Genomic DNA, 18,284 nt, shown 5'->3' on the forward strand with positions numbered 1-18,284 from the left:
TGCCAGTGATGATTTGAAAAAACATGGACGGCGTCGCCAGAGGGCGGCCCCTGATGCGGCCGTACTGGCAATAGGTGCCGGCGCCACATTTGGATGGAGGGAAAGGATAGATCATGACCGTACCGACCGTAAAACTAAACGACGGCAACCATATTCCGCAGCTCGGTTACGGTGTCTGGCAGGTGGGCAATGATGAAGCGGTTACAGCGGTCAGCGAAGCGCTGAAAGCGGGCTACCGGCACATCGACACCGCCGCCATTTATGGCAATGAGGAAGGCGTGGGCAAAGCCATCAACACGTCAGGCATTGCACGCGGCGACATCTTCCTGACGACGAAACTCTGGAACAGCGAGCAAGGCTATGAGTCGACGCTGAAGGCGTTCGCGACCAGCCTGAAAAAGCTCGGCACGGATTATGTGGATCTTTATCTGATCCATTGGCCTATGCCTTCCAAAGACCTGTTTATGGAAACCTGGCGCGCCTTCATCAAGCTGAAGGAAGAGGGCCTCGTGAAGTCCATCGGCGTGTCGAACTTCCGCACTGCTGATCTTGAACGCGTGATCAAGGAAAGCGGCGTCACGCCGGTTCTCAACCAGATTGAACTGCACCCGCATTTCCAGCAGGACGAGCTGCGCCTGTTCCATGGCAAGCACAACATCGCCACGGAAGCCTGGAGCCCGCTTGGGCAGGGCAAGATTCTGGAGGATGAAAAGCTGAAGGCGATTGCCGCCAGACACGGCAAGTCCGTCGCCCAGGTCATCCTGCGCTGGCACATCGAGACCGGCAATATCGTCATTCCGAAGTCGGTCACGCCTGCCCGCATCAAGGAAAATTTCGAGATCTTCGATTTCAGCCTCAACGGCACCGATCACGATGCCATCACCAAGCTGGACAAGCCCGATGGCCGCATCGGCCCGAACCCGGCCACATTCTCGGCGGGCTGATACAGAGTGCATCCCAAAATGTGTGAAAAGCCGGTCTGGTTTCAGACCGGCTTTTGTCGTTTTCAGGGTTAGCGTTTCGGTCTGCTGCCGACGAGGCCATAGAAGGCGATGTAGACATAGCAGATGATCGGCATCAGGAAGGCATGATGAATGCCGACCGTATCGGCCAGCGCGCCCTGTACGAGCGGAATGATCGCGCCGCCGACAATGGCGAGATTGAGGATCGCGGAGCCCTGGCTCGTGTGCTTGCCAAGGCCGTGCAGCGCCAGGCTGAAGATGGTCGGGAACATGATCGAGTTGAACAGGCCGATGGCCAGAACCGCCCACATGGAGACATTACCCGTTGTCGCGACCGTGAGCAGCAGCAACAGAATCGCCACGACGGCATTGAAGGCCAGCGCCTTGCCGTCATCGATGTAGCGCATCGCTGCCGACCCGATGAAGCGGCCAACCATGGCGCCGCCCCAGAAATAGGCGACATGATGCGCCGCATCGGTTTCCGACAATCCGACCACGCTCGGGTCGCTGAGGAAATTGACGAGGAAGCTGCCGACGCTGACTTCCGCGCCCACATAGACAAAAATGCCGATAGCGCCCAGCACCAGATGCCGGTACTGCCAGGCAGAGCCTTCATCCGCGACTGTGCTTTCTTCGGCTTCGACATCCGGCAGCTTCAGGAGAGCGAAGACGATGGCCAGAACGACAAAGGCCAATGCCAGCAGAAGATAGGGAAACTTGACCGCATCTGCTTCCGCTGTGCTGCTGACGGCCCCGGTTGCGGCGGACAGGATGAGCATTGCGCCGAAGAGCGGTGCAATCGTGGTGCCGAGCGAGTTGAACGCCTGTGTCAGCGTCAGGCGGCTGGCGGCTGTTTCGGGCTTGCCTAGGATCGTGACATAGGGGTTCGCCGAGACTTGGAGAATCGTGACCCCGGACGCCAGCACGAACAGCGCACCGAGAAACAGCCCATAGATCCGGTAAGACGCTGCCGGAATGAACAGCGCGCAGCCAATCGCGGCGACCACAAGGCCTACCACGATGGCGCGTTTGTAGGAAATCCTTTTGACTAACGCCCCGGCGGGCAGCGAAACGATGAAGTAAGCACCGAAGAAGCAGAACTGGATCAGCATCGACTGGGTATAGTTGAGCTGGAAGACATTCTTCAGATGCGGGATCAAAATGTCGTTGAGGCTGGTGATGAAGCCCCACATGAAGAACAGAACGGTCAGGCTGGTCAGCGCGAAACCGAAATTTCCGATAGGGGTAGAGCCAGTAGGAGACTGGCTGCTGGTCGCGGGGGAAACAGTCATTTTTCTCTACAATCTATGCTTTGGGAGGAAATTCTAAATGCAGTGGATCGTTTTGCGAAGCGGTTCTCAGTAAATGCTAAAATAGGAGTTTCAATTATCGGATGCTTTGCCAAAATTCAACTATATCAGAAGAAGATTTTGACAAGCCTCTCGGATGAAAATTGTATTTCGTGTTGGTCGTCAAAGGCGGCAGAAAGCAGAACGAGAAAACCGCGCCCGATGTTTCATGCGGACGCGGCTTTAATTTATTAAGACGCACCGCCCGATACTATCGAAGGCGGTCGTTATCTTTCAGGCTTTGATCAGCCGCGCTTGGCGTCGATCGACAGCGAACCTGCGCCATGCAAGGCGAGCAGGAAGAGACCGCCAGCGATGGCAAGGTTCTTCTGCGCCATCATGGCGTTCATGCCTTGAGAAAAGTCCATATGCGCAACGAGTGTTGCACCAAGCGTGAACAGGCCGACGATGGCGGCTGCGATACGGGTCTGGAAACCGACGAGGATTGCGATGCCGCCTACAAATTCAACGAGGCCGACTACCACAGCCGTAACCGTCGGAAGCGGAAGGCCGAGGCCTGCAAAATAACCAGCCGTGCCGGAAATAGCCGTCAGCTTGCCGAAACCGGCAATGATGAAGAGGATCGAGAGGAACACGCGGGCGATGAGTGTTACAGCGCCGTTGGATTGTGGGGTAATCGAGGACATGGGGGAACTCTCTCCTGTTGAACTTTGTCATCAATTATCGACTAACAACTGTCAAGAAAAGTCGTATAATTCTCGACAGTTCGTTCACTGCATGTAGACGATTATCCGCGCCTGATCATTCGGGCGCGATCATGCGCTCCGCCCGGACGAGCCGGTCATAGTCTTCGGCGCTCACAAGCCCACTCGCCAGCGCTTCTTCGCGCAGTGTCGTGCCGTTCTTATGCGCGGTCTTGGCGATCTTTGCCGCACCGTCATAGCCGATGGCCGGCGCCAGCGCGGTCACCAGCATCAGCGAGCGATCCAGAAGTTCCTTGATGCGGGTTTCGTTGGCTTCAATGCCGTCCACGCAGTGATCGGCGAAGGAAACCATGGCATCGCTGAGCAAGCGGATCGATTGCAGGACATTGTAAGCGATGACCGGCTTGAACACGTTCAGCTCGAAATGGCCCTGACTGGCGGCAACGGTCACGGTGGTCTGGTTGCCGAAGACTTGCGTTGCCACCATGGTCATGGCTTCTGCCTGGGTAGGGTTCACCTTGCCGGGCATGATGGACGAGCCGGGCTCGTTTTCCGGCAGGGACAATTCCCCGAGGCCGGAGCGCGGGCCGGAACCGAGGAAGCGGATATCGTTGGCGATCTTGAACAGATCAGCCGCCAGCGCGTTCAGGCTGCCATGGAAGTTGAGAATTGCGCCATGGCTGGCCAGCGCTTCGAACTTGTTCGGCGCGGTCTTGAACGACAGGCCGGTGATTTCGCTGACCGCATCAGCAAAGCCGCTGTCGAAACCGATCGGGGCATTGAGGCCAGTGCCCACCGCCGTGCCGCCCTGCGCGAGCAGGAAAACATCGGCCAGCGATTGCTCGATACGATGACGCGCATATTCAAGCGCTGCACGATAACCGGAAAATTCCTGACCCAGTGTGACCGGTGTTGCATCCTGCGTGTGGGTGCGGCCGATCTTGATGATGTCCTTGAAAGCTTCTTCTTTGACCTTGAGCGCCTTGGTCAGATGCTCCAGTGCCGGGTAAAGGCGATTGGCCGCTTCAACCGCCGTGGCGATATGGATCGCCGTCGGGAAGCTGTCATTGGACGACTGGCTCATATTGACGTGGTCGTTCGGATGAACCGGCTTCTTGGAACCCTTCTCGCCGCCAAGCAGTTCGATGGCGCGATTGGAGATCACTTCATTGGCGTTCATGTTCGACTGCGTGCCGGAACCCGTCTGCCAGACGACGAGCGGAAAATGATCGTCAAGCTTGCCTTCGATGACTTCGGAAGCCGCAACCGCGATTACTTGACCAAGCACCGGATCGAGCTTGCCGAGCGCAATATTGGTTTCCGCTGCGGCCCGCTTGACGACGCCCAGCGCGTGGACGAGCGGCAGAGGCATGCGCTCGCCGCCAATCTTGAAATTCTGCAACGAGCGCTGTGTCTGTGCGCCCCAATAGCGGTCGGCGGGAACATCAATCGGTCCGAAAGTATCTGTTTCGGTACGCGTGGCGGTCATTTCATGTCTCCGGCTAGCTTTCAGCCCGCGACCGGGCGTCTATAGCAATGAATATAGCACTACCTGCGAATTGATAGCTCCTTATTCAGCTATTTGACAAAATATGATTATAAAATTCAACTTTATTTGAGCGCAAACTGCCGCGCCAGTCAGTTCTCCTCGTTCTCGTCGTCACCGCCCTCGGTTTCGGAGATCCACGCGGTCGGTTCGATCTTGCGCTGGGTTTTGCTGTCGGTGAAGGTCCACCAGCCCGTATCGGTCTCGTCCCACTGACCGCCGCCAGCGTTCAATTGCGCCAGCGAACGATATTGCGCGATGGATTCATTGCGCTGATCGTCTTCGTCGGTCCACACGACAGTAATCTTGCGACCATCTTTGGGGGCAGTATCGATTGGCAATTCCTTGCGCATGAGTTTTTCGTCCTCTTTCCGTTGCGATAACGATAGGGCAAAATCGGCGGGAGGCAAGTTGAAGCGCGTCGGGCAAAGCAGGAGCGGCCCACATTAGAAAATGCGCACTTCAACGAGGGCCGGAAATTTGTGAAAGAAGCATCTGAAAGTGGAAAGGCAGGCCGAAGCCTGCCTTTCCTGTCGCCTGAGACAGGACTTCCGGGGTGCGGGGGCAAACTGGAAGTCCATCTCATTTCAACCGGATTGACCACGAATGGTTGCCTCAAGTCAATGAGAACTTTCTAAAATAGAATTTTATCTTGGGCAAAGGGGCTGAACGGTAAATTTTTTATAAATCACAGTTGGTTACGCTGCGTAATAGAAAAGCAGCCACCGATTGCTATCCCGCATAGGATCGGGCGCTTTATTGGGCGGTGGGTCGTTCTTGTGAGCATAAAAAAACCTCCGGCTTCAGCCGGAGGTTCTCTTTAAAGTAGTGCTTTATGGACTTCTTAGAAGTCCATGCCGCCACCCGCGCCGCTTTGCGGCGCAGGCTTATCTGATCATGGGCGTGCTTTATGGATTTCTTAGAAATCCATGCCGCCCATGCCGCCCATGCCGCCAGGCATGCCAGCCGGAGCTGCATCCTTCTTCGGCAGTTCAGCAATCATGGCTTCCGTGGTGATCAGCAGGCCAGCAACCGAAGCTGCGTTCTGCAGAGCCGTGCGGACAACCTTGACCGGGTCAACAATGCCGAGAGCGATCAGATCGCCATATTCGCCATTGGCCGTGTTGTAGCCAAAGTTGTCGGAGCTGTTTTCGAGGATCTTGCCAACGATAACCGAAGCTTCTTCACCAGCGTTGGTCGTGATCTGACGGGCCGGAGCCTGGATCGCACGACGAACGATGTTGATGCCAGCTTCCTGGTCAGCATTGATGCCCTTGGCCTTGATCTGAACCGAAGCGCGGAGCAGAGCGGTGCCGCCGCCAGCAACGATGCCTTCTTCAACCGCAGCGCGGGTTGCGTTCAGGGCGTCGTCAACGCGGTCCTTCTTTTCCTTCACTTCAACTTCCGTTGCACCGCCAACGCGGATCACGGCAACGCCGCCAGCGAGCTTGGCAAGGCGTTCCTGAAGCTTTTCACGGTCGTAGTCCGAAGAGGTTTCGTCGATCTGCTGCTTGATCTGGCCAACGCGAGCGTCGATTTCGGCCTTCTGGCCTGCACCGTCGACGATCGTGGTGTTTTCCTTGGAGATCGACACCTTCTTGGCGCGGCCCAGCATGTCAAGCGTAACGCTTTCGAGCTTGATGCCGAGATCTTCGGAGATAACCTGACCACCGGTGAGGATCGCGATGTCTTCGAGCATGGCCTTGCGGCGGTCGCCGAAGCCAGGAGCCTTGACGGCAGCAATCTTCAGGCCGCCACGCAGCTTGTTGACGACGAGGGTAGCAAGAGCTTCGCCTTCAACATCTTCAGCGATGATGAGGAGCGGCTTGGAGGTCTGAACGACAGCTTCGAGAACCGGCAGAAGAGCCTGGAGGTTCGAGAGCTTCTTTTCGTGCAGAAGGATGTAAGCGTCTTCGAGGTCAGCAACCATCTTTTCAGGGTTGGTGACGAAGTATGGCGACAGGTAGCCGCGGTCGAACTGCATGCCTTCAACGACTTCGAGTTCGGTTTCGGCGGTCTTGGCTTCTTCAACCGTGATGACGCCTTCGTTGCCGACTTTCTGCATCGCTTCAGCGATCATCTTGCCGATTTCGGCTTCGCCGTTAGCGGAGATCGTGCCGACCTGGGCAACTTCTTCCGAGGTGTTGATCTTCTTGGCCTTGCCGAGAAGGTTAGCAACAACTTCCGAAACCGCGAGGTCGATACCGCGCTTCAGGTCCATCGGGTTCATGCCAGCGGCAACAGCCTTGGCGCCTTCCTGAACGATAGCCTGACCGAGAACGGTCGCGGTGGTGGTGCCGTCACCGGCAGTGTCGTTGGTCTTGGAAGCCACTTCGCGCAGCATCTGTGCGCCCATGTTTTCGAACTTGTCTTCCAGTTCGACTTCCTTGGCGACCGAAACGCCGTCCTTGGTGATGCGCGGAGCGCCGAAGGACTTGTCGATCACGACATTGCGGCCTTTCGGGCCGAGCGTGACCTTAACAGCGTCAGCGAGGATATCGACGCCGCGCAGCATCTTTTCGCGCGCAGAGCGACCGAATTTTACGTCTTTTGCAGCCATTTTACTCTCCTGGGAATATCCCGGTCAGGTATGGTGAATTGGTTTTCTGGTAAGAGCGAAACCGCTCTGTCTCTTTGTTTTTCGCATTATCCTACGCAAAACCGCTTCGCACTTTTGCTGGAAATGCTCCGGGCTAAATGAATTAGCCGACAATACCCAGAATGTCGGATTCCTTCATGATCAGCAGGTCTTCGTTGCCGATCTTGACTTCGGTGCCGGACCACTTGCCGAACAGAACGCGGTCGCCAGCCTTGACAGCCAGCGGAACGAGCTTGCCAGCTTCGTCACGAGCGCCGTCGCCAGCAGCGATAACTTCGCCTTCCTGCGGCTTTTCCTTAGCGGAATCAGGGATAATGATCCCGCCAGCGGTCTTTGCTTCCGATTCAACGCGACGAACGACGACGCGGTCATGAAGCGGGCGGAACTTGATATCAGCCATGGTATAACCCTTGGTGTTATAGACGTTGAACCCTGTTATACGGATCGAACCGATCCGCGCTGTTAGCACTCACTCTTCCAGAGTGCTAACGTGCCCTTGAGATAGACGCCGCATCGTTTCTTGTCAAGATTATCTGGAAAATTTGACAGGCGAATGATGGTTAATTTGCACCGTTCGCGAAAGGATCATGCGGTCCGATATGCGGAGGTCCGGGCGGCCCGCTCCGCATATGGTGATTGGGTTCGCAGGATCAACCTGAGATGCGCAGATTTGACAGCTCGTCGCCGATCTGGCGGAAGGTGTCCGCCAATTCCCCGCCCGTCGTGTTCCAGAACAGCTTGGCGGGCTTGCCTCCATCCAAGCGAACACGGGAATCGGACGAGCAGCTTGTCAGCAGATCGATCTGGGCTTTTTCGTCTGTCTTGCTTTTGTTCAGGTCCAGCGCGACGGTCATAATGATGATGTTGGCATTTTTCGCGTTGTTGCAAAGCTTGGCAAAGCGGGCATTCATCGCTTTGGTGTAGACGCTGTTGTCCTGCGAGACAGGCACACCGCTTTCCTGAAACAGGCGAGTCTGGCCGTAGCCTTTCGTAATACGGTTCGTATAGCCATGCGCCGAATAGTAGGACAGATTGCTGGCCTTATCCCTGTTCGATCCTGCAAGCGAATTATACGTGTAATACGTATTGGCGCCGTCGGTGAGCACGATGACGACCTTGTCGTTGCCGCGGTCCGTCGCCGGACGACCTTCCGTAAAGGGCGCACCTTGAACGAGCGTGCGCCATCCCCAAGCCATGCCTTCCGGCACATTCGTCCCGCCACTCGGCTGCATGGCCTTGATGGCCGTCTTGATCGACGTCTTGCCGGTTTCTGTGGTGATATCGGTCAGGCGGGTGAGCGCTGTGGTCGTGCAACTGTAATTGGGCCCGCCACCGTCGGACTGCTTGGGGAGCACATTGTTCAGATAATATTTCTTAAGATCGTTCTGGCGGGCTTGTCCGGTCAAACTCAGGTCGTCTGTCCACCAACTGTTCAGTGTGAGATTTGTGGGACTGTTCTTCGAATCGACGTCGTAATACTCCGCCGGGCCGAACATCGGCACAAATAGCGTTTCCGGTTTGCCGTCGGATGGCGGCGTCACATCCAGCGCTAGGGCACCGGGGCGCGCCTCGACACATCCCGCCCAGGGTATCCATGAGGCGGTCGAACGCTTGGCAAGGTCGGCATAGAGCGCGGCACGGGAAAAGGGCTTGCCGTTATCAGCGCCCCAGCCGCTGCCCGACTTGATGTAAAGGCCGCTGCCGACAGGGTTTTCGACGATGCTGCGCGTGTTGTCGATTTTAATCGGCAGTGTGAAGTTTTCGAGATTCACCGGGGAAATGCCGCTCGGGTCCATCCACGTTGCGTTGAGATAGTTTGGTCCGACATTGACCGAGCCAGCGAACGGCACCAGCGAAAACTGGATCGGCTTTTCAACGCGCGTAATCAGCGCTGATTGTGCAGCCATGGTGTCGACAAGCTGCGTGGCTGCATCTTTAAGCAACTGCATGCGTTGCTTGTTCGACCCGGAGCCAACCGTGGTCATCGAGCCGGAATTATCCAGCACGAGCGCTACTTCGACAGTGTTCTTCAGCCGCACGGAGGAACTCATCGCATATTGCTTGTTGTCCCAGTCATCGGCCGAATTGGCAAGACGCGCTGCGATGGAGCCGAACAGAGAGGGATAACGGAAGCTCGCGGTTGCTTCGATCTGCTGGTTGTCGTTGGATGTTTGCGGGAAGGTGACGGCAAAGGCGACGCGATCTGTTGCAAGGGCGGTCAGGTTCACATTGAAGACTTTGCTGCCATAGGCCTGCATGTCGGCTTCACTCGCCCCGGTTGAAAAGCGCTTGCCGACCGCCAGCGCCGCCGCGTCAAGCGCGGCCTGCACATTGTTGCGGGTGCGCATGAGATTGGTCGCATCGATCGCCACCATACCCGCAAGCAACAGCGGCACGAGCAATATCGCGGTGATCATGGCGAAATTGCCGCGCTCATCCCAGCGAAACCGGTTTGCGCTTTTGGCAAGGCTTCCGAGGTTGGCCTTGTGTGCAAAGCCTGTCACGCAGGCCGCAATGAGCCGCCTTGCTGGTCCGCTCCAGTTGTTCAAATCCACGCCCGCCCGAAAGGTTGTGTTGTTTTTGGTTAAACCGAAAGGTTGTGCGCTGTTCCTAGCAGCATCTTTCTAACAGTCGGTCACGAAGTGCGGTAAATGATCGGTGAATCCGCTCTAAAACCTGTTGAGGTGTTCCTTATGGGGTGTTTGGACGCGGCGCTTTCTCGGCTTATTGGCGGTAAAGCTCGTGACAGTTTTGATCGCCTGCGCTAGATGGAGCCCATGCAGCGCAGATAAAGCGGGCAATGCTCGCCTCCGAAATGGAATATCAAGAGGAAGACTATGAAGCAGCTTGAAAGCCTCGACGACCTGGCCGGCCAGTATGACGTGTTCTTCTGCGACGTCTGGGGCGTGGTGCATAATGGCGTTGCTGCTCACCCGGCTGCTGTCGATGCGCTGAAGCGCGCCCGCGCCAGAGGCGTCACGGTCATTCTCGTTACCAATTCTCCGCGCCCGCATCCGGGCGTCGAGGCGCAGCTCAAAATGCTGGGCGTGCCTGCAGACACCTATGACCGTGTTGTCACCTCCGGAGACGTGACCCGCGATCTGATCGCCGAAGGCCCGCGCAAGGTTCTGCATATTGGCCGCGACAACGAATTGTCAATTTATGACGGGCTGGATGTGGAACTGGTGGAAGAATTCGAGGCAGATGGTGTTGTTTGCACCGGTCTTGCCGATGACGATGTGGAAACGCCCGCCGATTACGCCGATCTGCTGCAGCGTCTGCGTTCGCGCAATCTGCCTTTCATCTGCGCCAATCCCGACATCATGGTCGAGCGCGGTCCGCGTCTTGTCTGGTGTGCGGGCGCTCTTGCCCGTGATTATGGCCAGTTGGGCGGCCGCACGCTGATCGCCGGAAAGCCGCATCGCCCGATCTATGAGGCGGCGCTCCATGCGGCGGAAGAAATTCGCGGCGGGGCCGTCGACAAAAGCCGTATTCTTGGCATTGGCGACGGTGTGCTGACCGATGTGAAGGGCGCTGCCGGTTTCGGTCTCGATGTGCTCTATATTTCGGGCGGCGTGCACGCTGCCGATTATGCGGATAACGGGACCGTCGATCTTGCGAAGATGGAAGCGTTTCTGGAGAAACACGGCCATCGCCCGGTAGCGGAGCTTTACGCACTCGTCTGATCAACAAGCCCTCATATAAAGCCAGTGAAGACTCAGGCACACCATGACGAACTCTGATTTCCAACGCCTTTCGGGAACCGACACCTTGCCGGAACGCCTGCGCAATTGCGTAGTGGCCATCGGCAATTTCGATGGCGTCCACCGTGGGCATCAGGCTGTGCTTGAACGGGCGCTGGAAATTGCGGCCAAGGAAAACCTGCCTGCGGTGGTGCTGACATTCGAGCCGCATCCGCGGAGCTTCTTCAAGCCGGACGAGCCGATCGATCGCCTCACCGATGCGCGGGAAAAGGCGTCGATCCTCCGGCACATGGGCTTTCATGCCGTGGTGGAGCAGCCTTTTACCGCCGAATTCTCCAGCCAGTCGGCGGAAGATTTCGTGCAGCATATTCTGGTCGAAAAGCTTCATGCCAGCCGCGTCGTGACCGGCTATGATTTCCATTTCGGCAAGGGTCGGCGCGGCACGCCGGAGTTTCTGCTGCAGGCAGGCGATGGCGCTGGTTTCCACGTCACGCTGGTCGATGCCTTTACCGATGAAGGCGACAATCTTGTTTCGTCCACACGGGTGCGCAATCTGCTTTGCGACGGTGATGTAGCCGGCGCGGCAGGACTGCTGGGCTATCGCTATACCGTCTGCGGCGAGGTCATCCATGGCAAGAAACTTGGGCGCACGCTGGGCTTCCCCACGGCCAATATGGAGGTCAGTGCCCAGACCAGCTTGAAGCATGGCATCTATGCCGTCCGCTTTCGCAGGCAGGATGGTAGCCTGCATGACGGGGTCGCCAGTTTTGGCCGCCGCCCGACGGTGGATAGCGACGGCAAACCGCTTCTCGAAACATTCCTGTTCGACTTCTCCGGCGACCTCTACGGCGAGGACGCCTGCGTTTCGTTCTTCGGCTTTTTGCGCGGCGAAGTGAAGTTCGACGGGCTGGATGCGCTGATCGTGCAGATGAAACGCGACGAAGAAGAAGCCCGCGCCTTGCTGGCCGGTGCTCGCCCGCTTTCAGAGCTGGATCGTGTGCTTTCCTTTGAGTGAAGTGTAGCGGATTATTTTTCTACCTAAGATTTAAGTCAAATTTTACGTATTTCCGACAGAGAGTGTTAAACACCTTGCGCATTTTCGAGGTGCTGTTTGTCGGAGATCTTGTTTTGCGTATTCTCTCACTGGCCCTCGTTGCAGGCACTTTTATTCCCATCACCGGTTCCATCGCTTATGCCGCCGATGTGCAGCAGACCGATATCTATGCGGCGGAGACGGTTCAGCCGGTCCGCAAGCATTTCTGGTCAGGCGACTGGTATCTGAAGGTCGGCGCTGCTGGGCTGGTTGCGCCGAAATTCGAAGGCTCGAACAAATATCGCTTTTCCGCGCAGCCGCTGATTTCGCTTGGCCGTCAGGGCGAAGCGACGCGGTTTTCCTCGCGCAACGACAATGTTTCCTTCGCGCTGATCGACAACAACCGCATCCGCGCCGGTCTGGCGGGCAAGCTGCTTTTTGAACGCGATTATGATATTCACGGCCTGAAGGACACCAAGTTCGGCGGTGAAGTGGGCGGCTTTGCCGAGGTCTATCCGACCGACTGGCTGCGTGTGCGCGGCGAGGTGCGTCAGGGCATTCGCGCGCATAAGGGTGTGGTCGCCGATATCTCCGCCGACGCCTTTTATGATGTCACGCCGGTCATCCGCGTTTCGGCGGGGCCGCGCGCGACCTTCGCGTCGAAGGACTACTTCAAGACCTATTACGGCGTCGATGCGCAGGAATCGGCGGCGTCCGGCCTGTCGGAATATAACCCCGGCGGCGGCTTTAAATCGGCCGGTTTTGGCGGCGCCATCAACTGGAAGGCGACCGACAAGATCGATACCAGCCTGTTTGGCGAATATACCCGCCTGCAAGGCCCGGCCAAGGATTCGAGCATCGTCAAGGAGCGCGGCTCGCCCAACCAGTTTATGGTGGGCATCTCCGCGACCTATCGTTTCGACTTCTCTTTGGATTGAGGCCTTTCGGCAGCCAATGCCGATGCTACTGTGAAGATATTCAGGGGCAGGGATGCAGTTTTATTGCGTCTTTGTTCCCCTGGCCTCTTTATTCCTGCAAAGCTCATTGCTAAAAGCGTGCCCATGATGACGGATTTTCGGCTTATCATGACGGCCATACGAATTATTGGCCCGGCCTCCCGCTTTGCCTGAATGGCTGTTTTGCCAGGCAATATCTGGCGCGGAGGTCCGGGAACGACCGGCTGTGCTCTTACAGTCCCCCTGTTATCGTTGATCCACATGCCCGCCATTTCTGGCCGAGGCTTCACAGGCGAATACCGATCATGACTGAGACGACCAAGATCGATTACTCTAAAACCCTCAATCTGCCGCAGACGGAATTTCCGATGCGCGCGGGCTTGCCCCAGCGCGAACCGCTGTTCGTCGAGCGCTGGGAGGCGATGAACCTTTACAAGAAGCTGCGCGAGCAGGCGAAGGACCGCCCGCTCTATGTGCTGCATGATGGCCCGCCTTATGCCAACGGCAATATCCATATCGGCCATGCGCTGAACAAGATTCTCAAGGATGTCATCACCCGCTCGTTCCAGATGCGCGGCTATAACTCGAACTACGTTCCGGGCTGGGATTGCCACGGCCTGCCGATCGAATGGAAAATCGAGGAAAAATATCGCGCCGAAGGCAAGAACAAGGACGAAGTGCCGATCAACGAATTTCGCCGGGAATGCCGTGAATTCGCCGCCAACTGGATCAAGGTCCAGACGGATGAGTTCAAGCGCCTAGCGATCCTCGGCGATTTCGAAAACCCGTATACCACTATGAACTTCCACGCTGAATCGCGTATCGCCGGCGAGCTTCTCAAGTTCGCGGCTTCCGGTCAGCTTTATCGCGGCTCCAAGCCGGTGATGTGGTCGGTTGTCGAGCGCACCGCTCTCGCCGAGGCGGAAGTCGAATATCACGATGTCGAGTCGGATATGATCTGGGTCAAGTTCCCGGTCGCCGGTCAGAACGATCTCGCTGGCAGCGCCGTGGTGATCTGGACGACCACTCCCTGGACGATCCCCGGCAACCGCGCCGTGTCCTATTCGTCGCGCATCGAATACGGGCTTTATGAAGTCACGGAAGCTGAAAACGATTTTGGCCCCCGTCCGGGCGAAAAGCTTATCTTCGCTGATAAACTGGCTGAAGAAAGCTTCGCCAAGGCAAAGCTTCAGTTCAAGCGCCTGCACGGTGTTTCGGCAGAGGAACTCGGCAAGATCGTGCTCGATCACCCGCTGAAAGGTTTCGGCGGCGGCTATGAATTTGCCGTTCCTATGCTCGACGGCGATCATGTGACCGATGATGCGGGTACGGGCTTCGTCCACACTGCGCCTAGCCACGGTCGCGAAGACTTTGAAGCCTGGATGAATAATGTTCGCGAACTGGAAGCGCGCGGCATCGATCCGAGCATCCCGTTCCCGGTCGATGATGGCGGCTACTATACCAAGGACGCGCCGGGCTTCGGACCGGATCGCGAAGGCGGCCCCGCACGCGTCATCGACGACAACGGCAAGAAGGGCGATGCCAACAAGTCGGTGATGGATCAGCTCATCGCCCGTGACAAGCTCTTCGCCCGTGGTCGCCTGAAGCACTCCTATCCGCATTCCTGGCGTTCCAAGAAGCAGGTCATCTTCCGCAACACGCCACAATGGTTCGTCTATATGGACAAGAACCTCGGCGACGGCACCACGCTGCGCTCGCGCGCGCTGAAAGCCATCGATGACACGCGTTTTGTCCCGTCCGCCGGTCAGACGCGCCTGCGCTCGATGATCGAAGGCCGCCCGGACTGGGTGCTTTCGCGTCAGCGCGCCTGGGGCGTGCCGATCTGCGTTTTCGTGGACGAGGAAGGCAACATCCTTCAGGACGATGCGGTCAACAAGCGTATTCTCGATGCTTTCGAGGCCGAAGGCGCAGATGCATGGTTTGCCGAAGGCGCGCGCGCGCGTTTCCTCGGCGACCGCGCCAATGAGCCATGGGTGCAGGTGCGCGACATTCTAGACGTGTGGTTCGATTCCGGTTCGACCCACACTTTCACGCTGGAAGACCGCCCGGACATGAAATGGCCGGCAGACGTCTATCTCGAAGGCTCGGACCAGCATCGTGGCTGGTTCCATTCGTCGCTTCTGGAAAGCTGCGGCACGCGCGGTCGTGCGCCATATAATGCCGTCGTGACCCATGGTTTCACCATGGACGAGCACGGCAAGAAAATGTCGAAGTCGCTCGGCAATACGGTAACGCCGCAGGACGTCATCAAGGAATCCGGCGCGGATATTCTGCGTCTGTGGGTCATGACGACCGATTATTGGGAAGATCAGCGCCTCGGCAAGAGCATCATCCAGACCAATATCGACGCTTATCGCAAGCTGCGCAACACCATCCGCTGGATGCTGGGCACGCTGGCCCATGACGAAGGCGAAAACGTCGCTCATGCCGATCTGCCGGAACTGGAACGCCTGATGCTGCACCGTCTGACGGAGCTGGATGAGGTTGTGCGCTCCGGCTATGACGCATTCGACTTCAAGCGCATCGCCCGTTCGCTGATCGATTTCATGAATGTCGAGCTTTCGGCCTTCTATTTCGACATCCGCAAGGACGCGCTCTACTGCGATGCGCCGTCGAGCGTTCGCCGCAAGGCCGCGTTGCAGACCGTGCGCGAAATCTTCGACCGCCTGACAACCTGGCTTGCACCGATGCTGCCTTTCACCATGGAAGAAGCGTGGCTCGACCGCTATCCGCAGTCGGTTTCGGTCCATGCCGAACAGTTCCGCCCGACGCCAGCCGAGTGGCGCGATGATGTGCTGGCTGAAAAGTGGCGCAAGGTGCGCGCGGTTCGCCGCGTCGTGACCGGCGCGCTGGAGCTGGAACGCGCTGACAAGCGCATCGGTTCGTCACTGGAAGCAGCGCCGGTGGTCCATATCTCCGACAAGAGCCTGAGCGATTCGCTCGATGGACTCGATTTTGCGGAAATCTGCATCACCAGCGGCATTTCGTTCAGCGATGCGGCAGCACCGGAAGGCGCTTTCACGCTTGGCGATGTGAAGGGCGTGGCCGTCGTGCCAGCCCGCGCCGAAGGCGAAAAATGCGCGCGTTCGTGGCGCTATACCACGGATGTGGGTTCCGACCCGGAATTCCCGGACGTGTCGGCGCGCGATGCGGCGGCGCTGCGCGAATTGAAGGCGCTCGGCAAGCTCGACGCCTGATTGCACAGATCGCAATCCGCTCCGGTTTCGTCCGGGGCGGATTGTTTGTTTGCGCGACAGGGTTGCGATCAGGCGCGTGAACATGGTGAAATAGCGGTTAATGCCGGATTGCCGCATGGGTTCCTCTCATGTACAAGGCAGTCCTCGAATAAATTTACGATCTGCCTTGGAGTTGCCGGTTTTTTGAGGCAAGGCACGCTGGAGCAAGCCTCGCGAACAGAGAATCGACAGGCGTAAAAGAAGTGGCGCTAATGAAGATTGACGGACGAGTTCTGATACTTATGACGGCTGTAGCGGGTCTTTCGCTGTCGGGCTGCGTGTCTTCGCCAACCTATGGAACGGACAAGTCATCGGGCGCGCAGCTCTTCGACGACGTTTCCAATATGGCGAGCTTCGGTCAGGGCAAGAACAAGAAAGAGCGTATCGATTACAAGCCGCGTCCTGATCTTGTGCGTCCTTCCCCTGGCGAGAAGGGGCAGTTGCCAGCGCCGCAGGACAGCGTTGCCAGCGCGGGCAGTGCAAATTGGCCGGAATCGCCGGAGCAGCGCCGAAAGCGCCTGCGTGATGAGATCACCGCCAACCGCGACAATCCGAACTTCGTCTCGCCGGTTGAGGCTGACGGTCCGGTTGCAAGCAACCTGCAGACCGCGTTGCCGGGCGGTAACAGCCGCCGTGAAGAATATGATTCCCGTCTGCCAACCGTCGATCCGAAGAAGATGGCAGCTATCAAGGCAGAGCGCGCTCAGCAGGCGCAGGGTTCGGCCACGAACCGCAAATATCTGAGCGAGCCGCCGCTGGCCTATCGCCAACCGGCATCCACTGCCGCTACCGGCGAGTTGGGTCAGGACGAGGCGCAGAAAGAACGCGAACGCAAGAAGGCCGCTGGCAAGTCCAAGGGCTGGCGCGATTATCTCCCCTGGAACTAATTCGGGAATAATCTGTACGAGTTTAAGCAGCCATGGCGGTATAAACGCTGTGGCTGTTTTATTTTGAGTATAGTGTGAAGGTTTTCGGGGCAGATATTACAAATTTGTAATCTTAAGCATCATGACTTCTATTTGATTTCGATCAAAGACTTTCTGTCTGTATGGATCATGATAAGGCATCGGATTTAAAGGTATAGTTTAATGAGCAGCGCAAACACGATATGGGACAGCCGCAACGGTTACGGCGTGGTCTCCCGAAGCTTTCACTGGCTGATGGCGTTGCTGTTTCTATGGCAGTTCCTGTCGGCTGTTCTGCGCGTCGTCGCGCGGGATAGTGCGGTTTTCACGTTTTTCTGGTCCGCGCACCAGCAGCTTGGCTTTGCATTGCTGGTGCTGGTTTTGCTGCGGGGTGTGTGGGGCCTTCTCAATATGCGCCGCCGCCCGCATACGGATGGCCTGATGGGGAAAGCCGCATCGCTCGGTCATCTGGCCATTTATGCACTGATGTTTGCCGTTCCGCTGCTCGCGCTCATCCGCTCCTATGGTCGGGGACGAAGCTTTTCCTTCCTCGGCATGCCCATCTTCGACGCGGCTGGCGTGCAGAATGAAACGCTGAACGGCATTGGCAGCGCTCTCCATGGTCCACTTGGCTGGGTTTTGCTGGCGGTCGTGGTCTGCCATGTGTTCATGGCGCTTTTCCATCATTTCGCGCTGCGCGATGATACTTTGCGCCATATGACAGGACATAAGGCGAGAGGCTAGCGCTTCTCGCGGAAAAAATCCTTGAGGATTTTTTGTGCTTCGCCTTCCGAGAAGCCAGCATAGATCTCTGGCACATGATGGCAGGTCGGCTGGGTGTAGAAGCGTGGGCCATGTTCGACGCCGCCGCCTTTGGGGTCGGATGCGCCGTAATAAAGACGGCGGATGCGCGCAAAGGAAATCGCAGCCGCACACATGGCGCAGGGTTCCAGCGTTACGTAAAGATCACAGTCGATAAGCCGTTCCGATTGCAGGGCTTCACCGGCTTGCCGAATGACAAGCACTTCGGCATGGGCGGTCACGTCATTGAGTTCCCGCGTGCGGTTTCCGGCGCGGGCGATGATCTGCCCTTCATGGACGACAACGGCACCAATCGGCACTTCGCCCCGCGCGCCTGCTGCGCGCGCTTCATCCAGCGCGGCATCCATTGGTGTTGCCGTGTCGGTCATGGTTGCGGGTGCCCGCTTTTTCATGCGCACTCCATTTCGTGCATCTATCGGGAAATTTCGCTCGCAAGCACTGGAGCGATTTGTTACTGCATAATTCTCGAAATCGAAACCGATTTGC

General features: G+C 57.4%; 15 protein-coding genes. 7 read left to right on the forward strand and 8 right to left on the reverse strand.

Annotated features, from left to right (window positions below; translation table 11 throughout):
* Positions 1-113: 113 nt before the first annotated feature.
* Positions 114-944 (forward strand): aldo/keto reductase, encoded by an 831-nt coding sequence (locus tag JAU75_RS08395; RefSeq protein WP_199056079.1) that lies wholly within the window; start codon positions 114-116, stop codon positions 942-944.
* Positions 945-1,012: 68 nt separating this feature from the next.
* Here the strand turns inward: JAU75_RS08395 and JAU75_RS08400 are convergent, their stop codons facing one another.
* From JAU75_RS08400 to JAU75_RS08430, 7 genes are all read right to left on the reverse strand, one after another.
* Complete coding sequence (locus JAU75_RS08400; protein ID WP_199056080.1) at positions 1,013-2,254, reverse strand: sugar MFS transporter; 1,242 nt, start codon at positions 2,252-2,254, stop codon at positions 1,013-1,015.
* 302 nt (positions 2,255-2,556) lie between these two features.
* Entirely contained in the window at positions 2,557-2,958 is a 402-nt protein-coding gene (locus JAU75_RS08405) for a DoxX family protein (RefSeq protein WP_199056081.1), read from the reverse strand.
* A gap of 115 nt (positions 2,959-3,073) precedes the next feature.
* Positions 3,074-4,465 carry a class II fumarate hydratase gene (fumC, locus tag JAU75_RS08410; RefSeq protein ID WP_199056082.1) on the reverse strand — a complete coding sequence of 464 codons (1,392 nt, stop codon included), beginning with the start codon at positions 4,463-4,465 and terminating at the stop codon, positions 3,074-3,076.
* Between the two features lie 149 nt (positions 4,466-4,614).
* Positions 4,615-4,875 (reverse strand): hypothetical protein, encoded by a 261-nt coding sequence (locus JAU75_RS08415; protein ID WP_199056083.1) that lies wholly within the window; start codon positions 4,873-4,875, stop codon positions 4,615-4,617.
* A gap of 566 nt (positions 4,876-5,441) precedes the next feature.
* Entirely contained in the window at positions 5,442-7,082 is a 1,641-nt protein-coding gene (gene groL / locus JAU75_RS08420; RefSeq protein WP_199056084.1) for a chaperonin GroEL, read from the reverse strand.
* A 142-nt stretch (positions 7,083-7,224) separates the two neighbouring features.
* Positions 7,225-7,521, reverse strand: coding sequence for a co-chaperone GroES (gene groES / locus JAU75_RS08425; RefSeq protein ID WP_199056302.1), 297 nt, complete (start codon positions 7,519-7,521; stop codon positions 7,225-7,227).
* 250 nt (positions 7,522-7,771) lie between these two features.
* On the reverse strand, positions 7,772-9,676 hold the full coding sequence (locus JAU75_RS08430; protein ID WP_371836131.1) for a pilus assembly protein TadG-related protein: 1,905 nt from the start codon (positions 9,674-9,676) through the stop codon (positions 7,772-7,774).
* 282 nt (positions 9,677-9,958) lie between these two features.
* On the opposite strand from JAU75_RS08430, the gene JAU75_RS08435 reads away from it, so the two are divergent.
* From JAU75_RS08435 to JAU75_RS08460, 6 genes are all read left to right on the forward strand, one after another.
* Entirely contained in the window at positions 9,959-10,807 is an 849-nt protein-coding gene (locus JAU75_RS08435; RefSeq protein WP_199056085.1) for a TIGR01459 family HAD-type hydrolase, read from the forward strand.
* A 43-nt stretch (positions 10,808-10,850) separates the two neighbouring features.
* The gene (locus tag JAU75_RS08440) at positions 10,851-11,840 is read left to right on the forward strand and encodes a bifunctional riboflavin kinase/FAD synthetase (RefSeq protein WP_199056086.1); all 990 of its coding nucleotides are present in this window, start codon (positions 10,851-10,853) and stop codon (positions 11,838-11,840) included.
* Positions 11,841-11,953: 113 nt separating this feature from the next.
* Positions 11,954-12,796 carry a MipA/OmpV family protein gene (locus JAU75_RS08445; protein WP_247880424.1) on the forward strand — a complete coding sequence of 281 codons (843 nt, stop codon included), beginning with the start codon at positions 11,954-11,956 and terminating at the stop codon, positions 12,794-12,796.
* A 323-nt stretch (positions 12,797-13,119) separates the two neighbouring features.
* Positions 13,120-16,032 (forward strand): isoleucine--tRNA ligase, encoded by a 2,913-nt coding sequence (ileS, locus tag JAU75_RS08450; RefSeq protein ID WP_199056087.1) that lies wholly within the window; start codon positions 13,120-13,122, stop codon positions 16,030-16,032.
* A 251-nt stretch (positions 16,033-16,283) separates the two neighbouring features.
* Positions 16,284-16,958, forward strand: coding sequence for a hypothetical protein (locus JAU75_RS08455; RefSeq protein WP_199056088.1), 675 nt, complete (start codon positions 16,284-16,286; stop codon positions 16,956-16,958).
* 201 nt (positions 16,959-17,159) lie between these two features.
* Positions 17,160-17,720, forward strand: a complete 561-nt coding sequence (locus JAU75_RS08460) for a cytochrome b (protein ID WP_199056089.1) — start codon at positions 17,160-17,162, stop codon at positions 17,718-17,720.
* Here JAU75_RS08460 and JAU75_RS08465 read toward each other — a convergent pair.
* Positions 17,717-18,190 (reverse strand): nucleoside deaminase, encoded by a 474-nt coding sequence (locus JAU75_RS08465; RefSeq protein WP_199056090.1) that lies wholly within the window; start codon positions 18,188-18,190, stop codon positions 17,717-17,719. The genes JAU75_RS08460 and JAU75_RS08465 overlap by 4 nt on opposite strands.
* Positions 18,191-18,284: the final 94 nt, after the last annotated feature.

It is taken from the genome of Ochrobactrum sp. Q0168, from assembly GCF_016427605.1.
Taxonomy (GTDB): domain Bacteria; phylum Pseudomonadota; class Alphaproteobacteria; order Rhizobiales; family Rhizobiaceae; genus Brucella.

Bases quoted from the DNA above. Each gene is read 5' to 3' on its own strand.
- JAU75_RS08395 (WP_199056079.1), top strand. From the start codon at position 114: ATGACCGTACCGACCGTAAAACTAAACGACGGCAACCATATTCCGCAG.
- JAU75_RS08400 (WP_199056080.1), bottom strand. From the start codon at position 2,254: ATGACTGTTTCCCCCGCGACCAGCAGCCAGTCTCCTACTGGCTCTACC.
- JAU75_RS08405 (WP_199056081.1), bottom strand. From the start codon at position 2,958: ATGTCCTCGATTACCCCACAATCCAACGGCGCTGTAACACTCATCGCC.
- fumC (WP_199056082.1), bottom strand. From the start codon at position 4,465: ATGACCGCCACGCGTACCGAAACAGATACTTTCGGACCGATTGATGTT.
- JAU75_RS08415 (WP_199056083.1), bottom strand. From the start codon at position 4,875: ATGCGCAAGGAATTGCCAATCGATACTGCCCCCAAAGATGGTCGCAAG.
- groL (WP_199056084.1), bottom strand. From the start codon at position 7,082: ATGGCTGCAAAAGACGTAAAATTCGGTCGCTCTGCGCGCGAAAAGATG.
- groES (WP_199056302.1), bottom strand. From the start codon at position 7,521: ATGGCTGATATCAAGTTCCGCCCGCTTCATGACCGCGTCGTCGTTCGT.
- JAU75_RS08435 (WP_199056085.1), top strand. From the start codon at position 9,959: ATGAAGCAGCTTGAAAGCCTCGACGACCTGGCCGGCCAGTATGACGTG.
- JAU75_RS08440 (WP_199056086.1), top strand. From the start codon at position 10,851: ATGACGAACTCTGATTTCCAACGCCTTTCGGGAACCGACACCTTGCCG.
- ileS (WP_199056087.1), top strand. From the start codon at position 13,120: ATGACTGAGACGACCAAGATCGATTACTCTAAAACCCTCAATCTGCCG.
- JAU75_RS08455 (WP_199056088.1), top strand. From the start codon at position 16,284: ATGAAGATTGACGGACGAGTTCTGATACTTATGACGGCTGTAGCGGGT.
- JAU75_RS08460 (WP_199056089.1), top strand. From the start codon at position 17,160: ATGAGCAGCGCAAACACGATATGGGACAGCCGCAACGGTTACGGCGTG.
- JAU75_RS08465 (WP_199056090.1), bottom strand. From the start codon at position 18,190: ATGAAAAAGCGGGCACCCGCAACCATGACCGACACGGCAACACCAATG.